This window comes from Methanosarcina siciliae T4/M, assembly GCF_000970085.1.
GTDB lineage: Archaea > Halobacteriota > Methanosarcinia > Methanosarcinales > Methanosarcinaceae > Methanosarcina > Methanosarcina siciliae.
Map to the genome: position 1 here is coordinate 477,006 of NZ_CP009506.1, position 14,908 is coordinate 491,913.

The following is a 14,908-nucleotide window of genomic DNA, read 5'->3' on the forward strand; positions in this document are numbered from 1 at the left end:
TTCTTTTTCATTAAATGAGGAATCAAATCCCTGGAACACTGTCCCATAAAATGAAAAATCCGGAATAAGGTGCAGAGATTAATGCGCCTTACGAGTCTTTGATAATAAAAGTCCTGTAATAATTAAGATTAAAACACAGAAATAACTCCTATAAGTAGACCCTACATCCGGCACATTACTGCCCGGAACCGTTACATTAACAGTTTCATACACAGTACCATAAGTTTGAGACTGCACACTAATTTTGACAGTGTACGTTTTTCCGGAACAGTCAGTGACTATAAAAGAGTCAGTTATCACTCCTACAGGGTTACTTACGTTGTCATTGGTGCCTGAGATTCCAAGAGGTACAAATGTTTTTCCCTCACTCATAGTACCCAGTACAAAAATTAGGTCGCTGGATTGTGATGACGAATCATAATAGCTTGCATTAATATAAGCGGCAGTATTGTTTATCTGTTTATATGTACAATTTGTACTGATCACAGTCTGCATTGGAGGTATTGCAGCTGTGTCACCTGAAGGTATTGTAATAGTATGTTGATCCAGATTCGGGGTCAATGTGCTGGTGTACTTTTGACCGCCCAGAGTAATTGTTACAATTTTATATGTGACATCCCGAGTCAAATGGAAAGTTGCTCTTCCGTCATTATTTGTCCAGGCACAAAAATTCGGTTTTTCATTATCCGGGTCATTGTTTGGTGCATAAATCCGAATTTCACATCCGGGAACACTCTCGTTTGAATCAGTACAAACACATAATTGTACATAGTGTGGTTCTGAATAATCAGGGGTTTTAACCATTTTCAAATTTATTTCTGTGTTTATACCTGTCATATTTACCGGTAATTCAGGACTGTTATGATAGCCTGTTGCTGAAGCGGTTAAACAATAAGTGCCTTCTCCATTGTTTACGGTGAACTGGTAAAGTCCGTCAACATCAGTAATTTGAGTACAATCCTCCTGATCATTTGATAATGTTATTACAGCACTCTGAACAGGTTGACCTGTAGCTGCATCTGTTAAGTATCCGTATACCCCGGAATAAACTGTAGCCGATTTTTTTCCATTTACGGTGAAGTAACTTACGGGACTGTTATATACCCATGAATTATGAACGTCATCATGTGCCCCGATTTTTATAGCATACGTCCCGGTGGAGCTTATCGGTACATTTGCAGATGTTTGTGAAGTGTTAAGACTGTATATCAAGTGAGAAGAATCGAATTGTGATGCACTGTTATATACATTGATAGAATAACTTGTTGCATTTAAATATGACCAGCTTATGCTTACGTATCCGTTAACCGTTGAAATCGTACTGTCATCAGCTGGAAAAGTAACGGAAGGTATAACAGAACCATCGTAGACAGGCAAATTCCTTGTGCCATTGTCTGCAACATACCCGTAATCTCCCGTCCCCCTGGAGCATGAATAGGAGCTGGTTACAATATTGCCAGTTGATACAATATCCAGCCCGCCAATTCCATTATATGCGGGGCTGTTATAGAATATATTGTTTGAAACGGTCCCGCTGCCTGAACTGGCCCCATCAGCCAGGTCTTGATAAATTGTATTTAGTCGAAGTGTAGAAAATATGTTATTATGAATATTAAGGCCTGTTACATCCCCTCCCATTACTTCTACACCGGCATTCCCTGAACCGGTATCAGTGTAGAAAGTATTTTTGTAAATTTGAACGTTTTTCGTATTATGAATTTTAATGCAAGAATTTATAAAAGTGCCCCAGCAATTATTATATATCGAAATTCCATCCCCGGCTGACCATGCATCAAAACTGTCATGCCCGGGTTTGCATACTGTATTATAAACCTGAACATTGTTCGTATTTCTACTACAGTAAATAAAGTCTCCCATACTGTATTGCATTTTTAAGTCATGAACAGCTACATTTGAACAGCCACGTAAATAAACTCCTTTTTCATACTCCCTATACCTGTTGCTTGCGGCATGCATTATGCTTAAAGACTCCCAACCGCCATCAATTAAGAAATTCGAGATTTCAATATCTGAAACACCTTCGCAATGAATAATATTTTGAGTTGCAAAATTAGAGCTCGGCTCGTCACAGTAGATAACGGTTGCCCCAATCCCATTTCCATTAAGGGTTACCCCTGATTTCATGATTATGGGGGAACTTATGTGAAACGTGGTCGATGCAAGCTGTACAGTGTCACCCGAATTTGCTGATTCTATGGCAGCGTTAATAACCTTCTGGTCGTCTGAACCTGCAGGGCTAAAGTACGTTCCCGGACCTACATTGATAACTGTACCTGAACAATTTGTTGAAAAAAAGCAGATGGATATAAGGAAAGAGATAAAAAGATTTTTAGATTTCATGCTTATTAATAACCTCTCTGATAGGCGAACCCAATTCTATTTTTTATATCTACTTCCTTTTTTATTATCAAAACTAAAGACAAATTTCAAAATTAGTTACAATCAAAGAAAATTCATTACTTGATTTGAAGTGCCATATCAACATTATTTGTTGTCTCCTTCTTAACTTTCCCCAAATGTTAATGTACTGTACTTCTATAAGTATTTGAGCTAATCGCCCTTTCGTAGTCCTAAATCTCGAATTTCAATTTTAGAAATGTAAATGATCCCATTTTGAAAAGATAAAAAAGCTTCAGAATATTCAATGCAAATTTCTTATTCAATGCAAATTTCTAATACTTCTGAGACGTTGACATCTTTATGAAATCTTCACAATTGATTGCCACAATTGCCTGTCTATCCCTGGCGCTTATAGCAGCCGGGTGCACAGATTCTGCAGATACTCCTTCAGAGGCAAATCTTACTGAAAAAACATCGTCAATTGAACAGTCCACAGAACCTCCTGCACCAGTTCAGACAACTGAACAAACAGCTGCTCAAAATGAAAGTAATTTTCCTTCTGACAAAAAAGAAGGCTATACTCTGTATATCATAAACAATCACGGAAATATAAATCATGAAGTCACTGTAGAATTATTTGACTTAAAAAATACCTCTATATTCAACAAATCATATATTCTGGCTCCTGATGAACAAATAAAAAGCGAATCCTCTGTTGGATTAGCAGATAGGACACGCATTGAAGTTACATTGGATAGCAATACTACAGAAACTGAGGTTGTCCTCGGAGATTTGAGTGATGTAGCGATCTTATATATCGATATAGATGCGCATCGCGATGGTTCATTGGATCTAAGCATTGCTGTTCCATGAATCTGATGATCTCAACTGAATAAGGTTTCTTAAATTCACTTTTTAATCGTTATTGGGGAAAATACTGTGTTATTGCTTGTAAAGGATGAGACTCGGTTAAAATGCTATGTTTCTTTTTGTTAGTCTCTTTTTGTAAAAATTATACCCTGTCTCTTTTTTACTGTCTGTAGGTATCAAGGACGTAGGTGTTCTGGATATTATTATTTCCAGGGATATGAAGAATACAAATAAGTTTCAGCCAAAGTCTCCAGCAATCAAAAGTATAAGAAAAATTACAGATTCAAAATGGGTTGAAATACAGATAGTTAGATGAAATGGTCAGAAAACTTATAAGGAATAACAGGGAGAAATTTGTAGTGTTTAAAAGTACTTTTCGGATTACTCGAACGACATAATATTTGCCCTAAAAGACGTGAGTTCTTTCGACTGTGTGTGTTATCGACACCTTGGAGCCTATACTAATGAATCGAATATCAATACGTTAGACAAGAGTTTCATTGTTCATGATATCACTCACTTTTTTAGTTATGTGGATCGAATTCATTATTTGTAATTTTATTACACTGCATATGCCTTATCGGGAGTTTATAAATCTCCTGATGTTGTACCTCCTTTCACTGTTTCTTCCTGCAGCCGGACTTTTAGTTTTTATGAAAAATAATAGGAGAATCTCATCCAGATGGTATTGGGGAATTCCATTTCTTCTGGGACTTATTCTAAATACGTTTCTCAGAGACTTTATGTTTATGAATCCATTTAGCCCCTATGCCGTTAACCTCTTTTATGGTCAGTCTTTCATAGCCACCTTTCCCATCCTTTACAAATGGCATATTTTAGAGTCTCTGTCTCCGAATGACTCTATAGTGAATTCCACTGTCCTGTTTTTCATTTATATCTTCTTTTCGATTTCCGTTGCACTATTCTGCCTCTCTGTCCCGGAAGAAAAGAGAAAAAAATTGATGGTGCCTTTTGCACTTTCTCTCATAGCAGCATTTTCGAATTTGGTCCGCTTTATATCGGGATGGATAACATTAGAAAGTGTTGTAGTCCATTACTCCTTTTTGTATATCTTCAATAGCTACTCTCATTGTTGGTTTGTGCTTCATGGTGATAGCTGATAGTTTTTAATATGTTCCGGGATCGCAAAAATTGACCATTAATTTCACTGGTAATGACTGCAATAGATTCAAAACTTAGTAGAAGGAGAAGGAAAACTTAGTAGAAGGAGAAGGAAAACTTAGTAGAAGGAGAAGGAAAACTTAGTAGAAGGAGAAGGAAAACTTAGTAGAAGGAGAAGGAAAATTTAGTAGGAGGAGAAGGAGAACTTTGAGTAATCATTGCACTGGTAATTGATTGCAATAGATTCAAAACCCAGATAATAATAAGAGGACTACGAATACCCCGCCTTCAGGAAGCTGTCCGACAATAGCCGATAATAACCTTTAGTAATAAAAAAATTCCTTTTTTTGATTTAAAGGTTTTATTTGCTTTTTTAACACTTTTTATTACTATCAATCCTACATTCCGCAGTATTTTTTTGAAAATCCCCAAATAATAGAGCCAAACTGAGATTTTGATAAAAATTGAATACTACGTTTTTGGTATCTGAACACACTGTATAGCCATTTTTAACTCCTGCACAGAAACCCGATAAATTCACATTAGAAGAAAATCGATAGCAAGAAAAATAATGAATATACGAAAAATACTGCGGAAAGTGGGTATGAAATCGCTCCCGGATACTTCCATTTTTTCACATTTTACTTGTAGAATTTTATGTGAGTTTCCTTGAAGTGTAATGCTTCGATTATTATGTCCTATTTGTAATGATCTCTTACGTTCTGCATACGTAGCGAGGCATTAATATAGATTTTTTCGTATGAATATTTGGAAGAAATGGTCTTTTTAGTACAAAGGTTAAATCTTGAGTTAAGACACTCTACTCATATATTTACTTTCTCGCCATGTTCTTTAACAATCAAAGATTGAAAAGTAACATCTAAGCTCTAAATTAGTTGAAAATCGAATTGTTAGACGATTTGGCCATAAAGTTTTTAAAAAACTAATCAAAATGAGTTTATGGAGTTTGGAAGTATTTCTCGGTACACCTTAACTACATAAAATCTGCCCTAAGAGGCAATGATTCTGTTAGGTTTGTCTGTATTTAAGCTTGTCTGATTCTGCCTCCTCGGGAAAAACAACTAGGAGTAAAGCAAATGACTAAGAACAAATTTTAAATCGGAATACTTATTTTGGCAATGCTGGTCGGTATGGCGTTGAGGCCGGCTGTTAATGCACAACAGGAAGACAACTTTTTTGAGGATGGATATTATCTACCCGATTATGGTTCAAGTATCTTTGTGGAACTTAAAGATGACTCAAGCGTTATTGAAACTCGAGGTGTAATACCTGAAATAACAGATGATTTCGATAAATCCCATGTGTGCGTTACACATGGGATTTATATTTCTCAAAATTTTGATTATATAAAATGAATCAGCAATCAAAATTTTGTTAAAGCGGGAACTTGTGGGATTAATACAACAATAGTAGTTAAAAACATGGACTCATTAATAAGGTATGATTTTAATGTTCAAAATAAATAGTATTGGTAAATGGCTGATGTTTATGATTTTTATTTCAATTTTATTGTCTGTCTCTGCAAATGCAGATGATGAACAATTAAATGATTCAGGATCTGATGAAGAGTTCCCTACATTTAATTATGATCCTGAGATTTTTGAGAAAATTAAAAATGAGACTTGGTTCATAACTACTCGAGGGACGATGCCTGTAATTACAGATGCTAATGAAAAAGTTGAATGGGAAAAGAAAGCAGAGAAGTGTATTCATAGTTTCAGTGATGAACTTCAGCCCTACATGAAATCGAATGGTGGACAATTGAATGGTTTTGGCTATTTTTATGACGGATATATAAATGTGTTTATTGATGAAAAATCTCTCGAAAGTGTTACTGATTCTGTCATTGATGAAATATATTCAATAATAAGTGACCACTGTGAACAAGAAGGCATAAGTGAAGTACCAGTCGTTTTTATGAAATCTACAATAACTTTAGATGAAGGGGAACCATCAGAATCACCTAATGAAGGTGAAGAGATTATTTTAGATGAAGAAGAACCGGTAGAATCACCTAATGAAGGTGAAGAGATTATTTTAGATGAAGAAGAACCGGTAGAATCACCTGATAAAGGCGAAGAGATAGTTTCTGATGAAAGGGAACAAGCAGAATCCCCCGATGAAGATGAAAAGGGTACAGATCGTGAAACTACAACACACCAAACACCTGGCTTTACTTCGGTAATGGTCATTCTAGGGCTTCTATTGGTGTTGTTTGTTAGGTATTCATAATCAGGTCCTGTCCATAAATTATTGAACTGAAAGTCTAAACGTTAGTTGTTTAAAAAACAGGGCTCTGTGATACGGTCAAGAATTGTTGAGCTCGAAAAAAAAGCTTTATACGCTCTTAAAATCAGAAATCAAAAAACAAGAATGGGCTCGCTGAGATTCGAACTCAGGACTCCCTCCGGGTAAGGCTCATGCTGCAGAAAACATGACCATTTTTTCTCTTAAAATTCCGAATCGAACTTTAGGAATTGACACTGAACTGGTAAAGGATGATGTTTAACGATTTTCGGAAAACTTCTAAGGATGCATTCAATAAATGGTTGAATATCAAAGATATAACTGAATTCAGCAAACAAAATTATTTGATAAAAATTGAATACTATATTTTTTGGTCTCTGAACACACTGTATAGCCATTTTTAACTCCTGCACAGAAACCCGATAAATTCACCTCAGAAGAAGATCGATAGCAAGAAAAATAATGAATATACGAAAAATACTGCGGAAAGTGGGATCAATAATTATCGGACAGCCTGTTTAGGGTGGAGTGGTCTCATGTAATTTGATTCAGTTTTCAGTATTTATGGTTTGACTCTCTGTAATTTTTAAGCATTGATTGATTTTTTTCCATCGACGTCTTGATACAAATTTTGCTGCCAGCAACAGAATCATTGAGACAGCTATGAATATTATACCAATATCCAACCCTGATATCTCCAATCCCTTTGTCTTTGGAGACTGCACTTCATTTAAGAAGTATAAAACAATTCCAATGCTTCCAATTGTTAGAGAACCAATCCCTGAAGATAACAATATAAGAACCTGGTATTTGCCGGTAGATATTATCTTTTTGCCTTTAGAGGTAAGTTCGTAATATACCCACTTACGCTCACTGCTTTCTACTCTATCAACGAGTCCTGCGCTGGTGAGTTTATCCAGATGTTTATATATTGCATTTTTCTGAACCCCCACATTATTTACCAATTCAGCAACTGTCATGCGCCTTTTATTTAGATTTTTAAGAATTTTTAACCGTGTGTCTGATAATATTGCTTTGAGAATCTCATTATCATTTGCTTTAAACTTATTTTGATGAAGTTTCTCAGACACATAATATCAGATGTGAATCTCATTTTATAAACTTATGCTTTTGAGTCACCTGGTGGTTACTTAAAAAGGAATATATTAGTACATTATTTACTATTTTTTCTTTGATACTTATTTGGGGGGATAAAAAATCAAGTACATATCTTAATGATGAAGGGTGAATAATAATGAGGAAATTGATACGATCAACATGGTGTCGTATGACAGCATCGGTTACCTTATCCGTAATATTGATCCTGCTTGCGTCTTCCGTATCGCTTGCAGGTACCGGAGACGATAGTGATGCGTCTTCTCCAGAGGTAGGTGTAGAATGGGTAAACGATTATACATGGCCATATTCAGATCTGTCATATTGTGATGATTCGGCAAATGGCCTGTACAATAGATTAGGGAATGAGGGTTGGACAAAGAGTTTCAATAAAGGAAATAGCAATGCAAAAGCAGCTCATTTCGAGCAAGCCAACCAAGATTCACAGTACATTGATGCAGTAGATATTGCTCTTTATTCAGGTCATGGTTCTACAGATAAACTGGATGTATCAACTGTAACTGAAAAGGTATACCATGATGAAGCTGAATGGGGGGATTATGACCTTGAGTGGATAGGCTTAGATTGTTGTCTGGCCGGGTCAGGAGATTTTTCGTCTTCATTGAATGGGGCGCATCTTATTCTAGGATTTTCAACAAACTGCTATGATTCCGATCTGGGACTTCATTGGGCAAATTATCTTGTGGATGACGGTTCAAACGATGTTGCATATACAGTCAAGAATTCATGGTTCTATGGGGCGGATGTAGATCAACCGAGTGGCGTAACAGCAAAAGTTTTCGGTGAAACCTCAAGTTGTGGAAATGATTATATCTGGGGGCAGGGGAGCGTAATTACTGACCCTCCCGTGGACAGCTCATACACATATTGGACATATAATATGGGATAAAGGTGTGTTGGAATGAGAAAATTGATAATAGGACTCGGAATCATGGCAACATTGGCTGTTTTATCATTTGGTCAGGCTACTAATTTTGGAAGCAATGTAATAAATACAAAAGATGGGGGCAGTGTTCAGTATGAACTTGAAGGCTCTCTCCCGTCTATTAATGACACTGTTAAAATCTACACGATACGGAATTCGATTGTGACTACAGAATCTGTTGCAGAAATCGGCAGCAAATTTGGCTTTGTGAATTGCAGTCCCAGCAATGCAGATCCCGGAACAATAGGGATGTTTGATGGGGAAAAGCATTTGTCTGTCTACGAGAAGTCTGGTGCTATATGGTATGTAATTCCTTCAAAAATGGATCCGGTAGTGGATATGCAACCAAATCTCCCTGATGATGAGACCGCAAAAAAAATAGCAACCGATTTCCTGGTCTCAACAAACTGCTTGCCTCAAGACTCAAAGTTCAATGAGATTGTTGCAGATCAGCAAATAACTGCCGAAAAGGGGACTGACAAAGTTATACAGAGCTATAATACGACTCTGCAGGTGAGATACCAGAGAGAGATCAATGGCATTCCGGTGGTAGGCCCTGGAAGCAAACTCAAGGTATTCATAGGTGATAATAACGGAGTCGTGGGGATGTTCAAAGTATGGAGAGATGTAATGCCAGATATCAACATTAAGATCAAAACTCCTGAAAAGGCATATTCGGATCTGGTCGAAGGTAACGATATCGTATTACCAGTACGTGCAGATGGCGATAAAGTTATCATAAAAAATGTAACACTTGGCTACTGGATGGAACCTGCTGATAAAGAACAAACAAATGTACTGCCAGTATATATCTTCAAAGGGGATGTTATTGACTCAAATGGTAAATATTCAGGACAGTATGAAGGGTATGTATACGCCACCGAAGGGGGATTAATTTAATCTCTCTTTATTTTTTAAATATTGAACCCTTTGACTTTTAACAGGAGTTTGATATTGATATAAATGTCAGTGTTTTATAGGGAAATCAAATCTCGCAAAACTCCAGGCAAAACCAGAGATTTCATGTACTTTAATACGGCTTCCGTAATCCAAAATACCTCATTCCCGTTCTAATTTATAGTAAAATCATCATCTGCCATAGTGCCATCATGTCTTCTGCTGTTCTTTTACTGATATTCCAAATTTAGCCTTATTCCAAATTTAGCCTGAGATTTTTCCGGGCCCAGGTTTGAATCTGAATTGTTTTCTCATACTAATCTCGTTAGCTTCTGAATAATATATTGAATTAAGATTATTTCTGTAAACTCCACTGGAAATAATGGGGTTTTGATTCACTCTATATTCTCCTATGTATTTTGATTTCCATTGCTGGTAAAACTCCCATAGCTTCCATCGTTGTTTCTCGCTCTGGTGCCTTTATAGATTTCTGACAATGGGTTTGTATTTGCTGTAATGTGGGGAGAATTCAAGAGATATCCGGGTTTCAGGAAAAAAGTGAGCCAATTGCTCAGTTAAAAAGTGGTCCTGCCAAAAAGAGAAACATCAAGTTTGAGTGTGATTTTCAACCATAAGTGCTTATAAATTTTAGATGTGTTACTTCGACATTCAATAGATGAATGTAAGTTACCCACTAGAAATAGCAAAAAGCCGAAAAAATCATATAAGTCAGAAACAATAAGTCTAAATCGTGGAATACCAGAACGAAGAGTTTGAAGCAGAAACCTTTAAAGATACTGATCTTACAGACGTATCTTTCAAGGATTCAAGGTTTATTGATTGTGATTTTGAAAACTGCAACTTATCAAACGTCGATCTGGATAACACAAAATTTCAGAATATAAGATTCAAAAGCTGCAAAATTCTGGGATTGGATTTTTCAAAATGTAATGACTTTATACTCGCTTTTGGATTTGAAGATTCTTTTCTTTCCCTGTCAGTCTTTTCCGATATGAATTTAGAAAATACGGATTTTACCAATTGCCAGATATATGACTGTGATTTTGTAAATACTAATCTTACAAATGCGAATTTTGAGAATTCCGATCTTAAAAACAGTCTCTTTAAAAAAGCGAACCTTAGCTTTACATCGTTCAAGAATGCAAAAAATTATGATATAAATCCCAATGAAAATTTTCTAAAAAAGACAGTATTTTCTATTCCTGAAGTTATTTCCCTTTTAGACATTTATGACATTGTACTGGAATAAACCACTCTTTTAGCATCTCCTGGTGAAGAATTTTTTCACATTTTATTCGTAGAATTTTATGTGTGTTTTCTTGAAGGATAACGCCCCGATTACTTGTCCTATTTGTAATGATCTTCTACGTTCTGTATACGTCGAGGATTATTAATATGAATTTTCTCCCACTAATATCCAGGATAACTTCTCTTTTCAGTACGACAATTGGATTTTGAATTATGGCGGTATGATCATATTTATATCTTCTCTCCAAATACTCTAACAATCAAAGACTAAAAAGCAACATATATGCTCCAAATTAGTTAGAGAATCGAATTGTTAAATGAATTGGCCATAAAACTTTTAAAGAACTAATAAAAATGAGTTTATGGAGTTCAAATGTACGTTCCAGGTTCACGCAAACTCCATAAAATACACCCTAAAAGGCAGTGATTATGTTAGCTTTGTCTGTATTTAAGTTTGCCTGATCCTGCCTCCTAAGGGAAAAACAACTTAGGAGTCAGACGAATGATCAAAAACAAAATTATGATAAATTTATTTTTTTTGGCAATGCTGGTTGGTATGGCGTTAAGGCCGGCATTAAGTGCACAGGAAGAGACAAATTATAGTGTAACTGCTGAGGAAGCTTTTAAGCATGCCAATGCCAACATGATAAGTTTCATAGCAGCCGATGCACCGGGCTTTGAAAACTGGACAGGTGCATCTGTTGATCCCAAACCGGTTGAACTTTACGACATAAATGGTCAGAAATTATTTTATCAATTCTCAGTATACAAAGAAAAAAAATTGACAGGTGTAATTGACATATGTGCCGATGAAACATTGGGCCCTTCACTCTATGACATTGTATTTGATCCTGAACCTTATAAAGCGGCTGAAGCCATGAAAAAATCAATAGAAATAGCCAAAAGTGAATATTCAGATGGGGAAATCAAATCAACCAATTTGGTTGTATACAGCTATCCAAGTGTAGGGGCGATGACTGTAGTAAAAGACAAGACCACTGGAGTTGAACACCGGATATTTGTAGATGCGTACTCCCTTAATGAGGTTAAAGGTAAAGCTGCAACTGAAACCGAACCCGGAATATAGTCACTGTATGACAAGATTTTGACTTATGGAAAGGAAAACAATTTAAAAGAATGGCAAAAAAGTGATGAAATTACCAAATCTATAGAACAAGCAGCAGCTAATAAAGTAGTTAATATTAATGCTGCAGTCACTGAAGAAAATATTACAGATAAAATATTACAAATATCAGTGACGATGCAGTAGTGAGAAGTTCATTTACAGGTAAAATACTTGATATTGACGGTATTGGACAAGAACGAGATGTTTTTTGTGGTCCAGCAGTATCCGAATGCTTTGTGTGTACTATCACAATCCTGACCCTGCCCCTTCACAGGAAACCATCTATATGGGGGAAGGACTATGGACTTGGAATCCTGATTCCCCCCATATTCATCTGGGCTCTCACCTGATGATATTGTAGAATGGGCTGATAAAAAATGGGGTAAAACGGGAACTATAACTACTAGGCTTTTTAATAGTGACGCTATATCAGAAATTGAAAATGAGAGACCATTTTTCAGTATGACTACAAATCCAAATCATTTTCGAATTTGTAAAGGATACATAACTCAAAATGGGTATACATATTTGCGTCTTAATGATCCAGAACCTGTTGGTTCAACGCTTGGTAATCCAGGATTACTTGAACGCACATATGGTAGCTCAGAATCTGTGCGTATATATATAAGTTAAAAATCCCTCAGAGGAGTTCGATAAACTTCTCGTTTCAACGGTTGTTTATGAACCTATAACAACCAGCCAAAGATTGGGGTTTATCGAAACCTCTTTATTTATAGGGTGCTGGTATGAACAAAATATAGGAGAGAGTCGCTGATTTTGTTGCTTTTTAATAAGTTCATAAGTTGGGGTTTAAAATGGAAGAAATTACATGTAATAAAAAATATCAAGAGCACACTCTCATAAAAGTTTTGGGAATAACTTCACTTACGATTTTAATATTCGCTGGTGTAGCAGGTGCGGCTCCATTTGCATATGTGACAAATCTGAGAGATTATGATCAGGGAGGTTATTATTACGATATGAATTATAATGGTACTGTTCCTACCCCTTATGTCGCTGTAATTGACACAGCAACTAACAATATTACAGCCAGAGTGTCTCTCGGTGGAGGATGGCCTGTAGGAGTTGCAGTCAACCCTAGAGGAACAAAGGCATATGTAGCGTCCGCAACTATAAACAACGTCTTCATTGTTTATGTAATTGACACAGCCGCAAATACTGTCAATGCCAAAGTGAATATAGAAAGTAGTTATCCGTCTGGAATTACATTTAACCCCGCAGGAACAAGAGTTTATGTGACGAAGCAGCGTGACAACACCGATATCTCTGTAATTAATACAGCGACAAACACTTTAATGGCACCGGTTATTGTGGAACCGAGTACTTATGGTATTGCATTTACACCGGATGGGGAAAAAATCTACGCTACAAACACTTTCAACAACACTATTTATGCAATCGATGCAGCTACAAACAAAGTTACAGCCAATATATCTGTAGGAGACAGTCCTTATAAGGGTGTAGTCACACCGGACGGAAAAAAGGTATACGTACCTAACTATGACAGCAACACTGTCTCTGTAATTAACACAGACATGGATAATGTAATAGCCACTGTGCCTGTAGGAAACTCGCCCAATCTTGTTGCAGTCACTTCTGATGGAAATAAAGTATATGTAGCTAACAATAACACTGTTTCCGTAATTGACACAGCCACAGACACTGTTACGGCTACGGTGAATGCAGGAGTCTACCCTACTAATGTTGTAATTGTACCTCTTACAGATTCTGATATGACTGTCCAAAGCACAGGGACAAACTCCAACGTAACTGAAGATGTCGGAACTGAAAAAACTAATTTGTCATCTGAAGGACAAAATGCTGTCGACTTCAACAATTCAAAAAATAATAATTCCGAATCTGATTACGGTAGTAGCTCAGGTAAAAATGAATCGAGCAAAAATAACTCTACTCCGGGTTTTGGATTATTGGGAAGCCTGGGCTGTCTATATGGAATGTGGAGGTTCAGAATAAAGTAATAGGATTTGGTGGATAAGTTAGAATTGTGCAACCAGCCGCAAAATCCTACCTAAAAGCAAGAATCGAAGCATTAGAAAAAGAAGTCTATAAAACCTCTAAATCAGAAAAGAAATAAGATCAAAACAGTGAGCCCGCTGATGTTCGAACTCAGGACCTCCGCCTTGTGAAGACCGGCGAATAAGCGACTCAAGCACCGTGTTTGACGAGCACAAGCATATTAGGTCTTTCTCGTTCATTGAATGAAAAAAACCGAACAGTAGAATACTGATAAAAAATGTTAAGTTAGAGATAGGATTAAGGATATGTGGAATCGATGAGCTGTACAATCTAATCTCCAGCTAGCCTCAAGGATGTATTTTATTCCATGGGGATCGGGCGGGCATTTACTTATTCAGGATATAGCCACCCATGCTGCAATTGCCTCCAAAAACGCTGTTAGTACCCCAATGAAACCGAGAGCTTTTTTGTGTAGAAGCGCGTATTTACATTATTTTTCCAAAGATCCATGAAAATATAATAATCAGCAAGTAAGCTATTGGCAGTAATACTAAGATCACGTACAGGAAATGTCCAAGAGAGCCCAGACCTCTCATTATCCGGACTTCAATGCCGTTTCCCCCACGAATTACAGCACCATCATAGCCTATCACGCTGTCAAACAGCCTGAAATATGTCTCGTCCTTTTTCATATATTTCACCTGCAGTTTTTCTTCCCCACTGTAAAGTTCTTTTCCCACTGTAAAGTTTTTTTTTACCTGCACTTAGATTCTAAATACAAAAGGCAGTGTCACGCATTTGCTATAAGTTCCAAGTCAATTTTTTGTGTACTGTGTATGATTTTGTTCTTCCGATGTGGAATTTTCTATCGTGTAAATTTTTGAAATTTATGAGTTTACAGAAAATCAGGTACACTGATATACAAAAACTTTCTA

13 protein-coding genes are annotated in these 14,908 nt (G+C 36.5%); 10 read left to right on the forward strand and 3 right to left on the reverse strand.

Annotated features, from left to right (window positions below):
* Positions 1-78: 78 nt before the first annotated feature.
* Entirely contained in the window at positions 79-2,361 is a 2,283-nt protein-coding gene (locus MSSIT_RS02155; protein WP_231590375.1) for a carboxypeptidase regulatory-like domain-containing protein, read from the reverse strand.
* A 360-nt stretch (positions 2,362-2,721) separates the two neighbouring features.
* Here MSSIT_RS02155 and MSSIT_RS02160 point away from each other — a divergent pair, with 360 nt between their 5' ends.
* The 3 genes from MSSIT_RS02160 (at position 2,722) to MSSIT_RS02170 (ending at position 6,606) form a co-directional block, all read left to right on the forward strand.
* Positions 2,722-3,234: a hypothetical protein gene (locus MSSIT_RS02160; protein ID WP_052721481.1), complete on the forward strand. Its 513-nt coding sequence runs from the start codon at positions 2,722-2,724 to the stop codon at positions 3,232-3,234.
* Between the two features lie 2,252 nt (positions 3,235-5,486).
* Positions 5,487-5,729, forward strand: coding sequence for a hypothetical protein (locus tag MSSIT_RS02165; RefSeq protein ID WP_048169621.1), 243 nt, complete (start codon positions 5,487-5,489; stop codon positions 5,727-5,729).
* Between the two features lie 85 nt (positions 5,730-5,814).
* A complete protein-coding gene (locus MSSIT_RS02170) occupies positions 5,815-6,606 on the forward strand; it encodes a hypothetical protein (protein ID WP_156158771.1) in 792 nt (263 codons plus the stop codon).
* Between the two features lie 563 nt (positions 6,607-7,169).
* On the opposite strand, the gene MSSIT_RS21045 is transcribed toward MSSIT_RS02170, so the two are convergent.
* Positions 7,170-7,712 (reverse strand): winged helix-turn-helix domain-containing protein, encoded by a 543-nt coding sequence (locus MSSIT_RS21045; RefSeq protein WP_052721482.1) that lies wholly within the window; start codon positions 7,710-7,712, stop codon positions 7,170-7,172.
* Positions 7,713-7,909: 197 nt separating this feature from the next.
* On the opposite strand from MSSIT_RS21045, the gene MSSIT_RS02185 reads away from it, so the two are divergent.
* The 7 genes from MSSIT_RS02185 (at position 7,910) to MSSIT_RS02205 (ending at position 13,975) form a co-directional block, all read left to right on the forward strand.
* Positions 7,910-8,647, forward strand: a complete 738-nt coding sequence (locus tag MSSIT_RS02185) for a DUF6345 domain-containing protein (RefSeq protein ID WP_048169626.1) — start codon at positions 7,910-7,912, stop codon at positions 8,645-8,647.
* Positions 8,648-8,659: 12 nt separating this feature from the next.
* Positions 8,660-9,583, forward strand: coding sequence for a hypothetical protein (locus MSSIT_RS02190; RefSeq protein ID WP_048169629.1), 924 nt, complete (start codon positions 8,660-8,662; stop codon positions 9,581-9,583).
* A 748-nt stretch (positions 9,584-10,331) separates the two neighbouring features.
* Positions 10,332-10,850, forward strand: a complete 519-nt coding sequence (locus MSSIT_RS02195; RefSeq protein WP_048169631.1) for a pentapeptide repeat-containing protein — start codon at positions 10,332-10,334, stop codon at positions 10,848-10,850.
* A 501-nt stretch (positions 10,851-11,351) separates the two neighbouring features.
* A complete protein-coding gene (locus MSSIT_RS24465; protein ID WP_231590376.1) occupies positions 11,352-11,936 on the forward strand; it encodes a hypothetical protein in 585 nt (194 codons plus the stop codon).
* Positions 11,937-11,954: 18 nt separating this feature from the next.
* The gene (locus MSSIT_RS24470) at positions 11,955-12,119 is read left to right on the forward strand and encodes a hypothetical protein (RefSeq protein WP_231590377.1); all 165 of its coding nucleotides are present in this window, start codon (positions 11,955-11,957) and stop codon (positions 12,117-12,119) included.
* Between the two features lie 92 nt (positions 12,120-12,211).
* Positions 12,212-12,325: a cytochrome P450 gene (locus MSSIT_RS24475; protein WP_231590378.1), complete on the forward strand. Its 114-nt coding sequence runs from the start codon at positions 12,212-12,214 to the stop codon at positions 12,323-12,325.
* A 465-nt stretch (positions 12,326-12,790) separates the two neighbouring features.
* Positions 12,791-13,975 (forward strand): YncE family protein, encoded by a 1,185-nt coding sequence (locus MSSIT_RS02205; protein ID WP_048169633.1) that lies wholly within the window; start codon positions 12,791-12,793, stop codon positions 13,973-13,975.
* A 483-nt stretch (positions 13,976-14,458) separates the two neighbouring features.
* Here MSSIT_RS02205 and MSSIT_RS02210 read toward each other — a convergent pair whose 3' ends face one another.
* The gene (locus tag MSSIT_RS02210; RefSeq protein ID WP_231590379.1) at positions 14,459-14,713 is read right to left on the reverse strand and encodes a hypothetical protein; all 255 of its coding nucleotides are present in this window, start codon (positions 14,711-14,713) and stop codon (positions 14,459-14,461) included.
* Positions 14,714-14,908 lie beyond the last annotated feature (195 nt).

Excerpts from the sequence above, each read along its gene's own strand:
- MSSIT_RS02155 (WP_231590375.1), bottom strand. The coding sequence starts at position 2,361 with ATGAAATCTAAAAATCTTTTTATCTCTTTCCTTATATCCATCTGCTTT.
- MSSIT_RS02160 (WP_052721481.1), top strand. The coding sequence starts at position 2,722 with ATGAAATCTTCACAATTGATTGCCACAATTGCCTGTCTATCCCTGGCG.
- MSSIT_RS02170 (WP_156158771.1), top strand. The coding sequence starts at position 5,815 with ATGATTTTAATGTTCAAAATAAATAGTATTGGTAAATGGCTGATGTTT.
- MSSIT_RS02185 (WP_048169626.1), top strand. The coding sequence starts at position 7,910 with ATGACAGCATCGGTTACCTTATCCGTAATATTGATCCTGCTTGCGTCT.
- MSSIT_RS02190 (WP_048169629.1), top strand. The coding sequence starts at position 8,660 with ATGAGAAAATTGATAATAGGACTCGGAATCATGGCAACATTGGCTGTT.
- MSSIT_RS24465 (WP_231590376.1), top strand. The coding sequence starts at position 11,352 with ATGATCAAAAACAAAATTATGATAAATTTATTTTTTTTGGCAATGCTG.
- MSSIT_RS02205 (WP_048169633.1), top strand. The coding sequence starts at position 12,791 with ATGGAAGAAATTACATGTAATAAAAAATATCAAGAGCACACTCTCATA.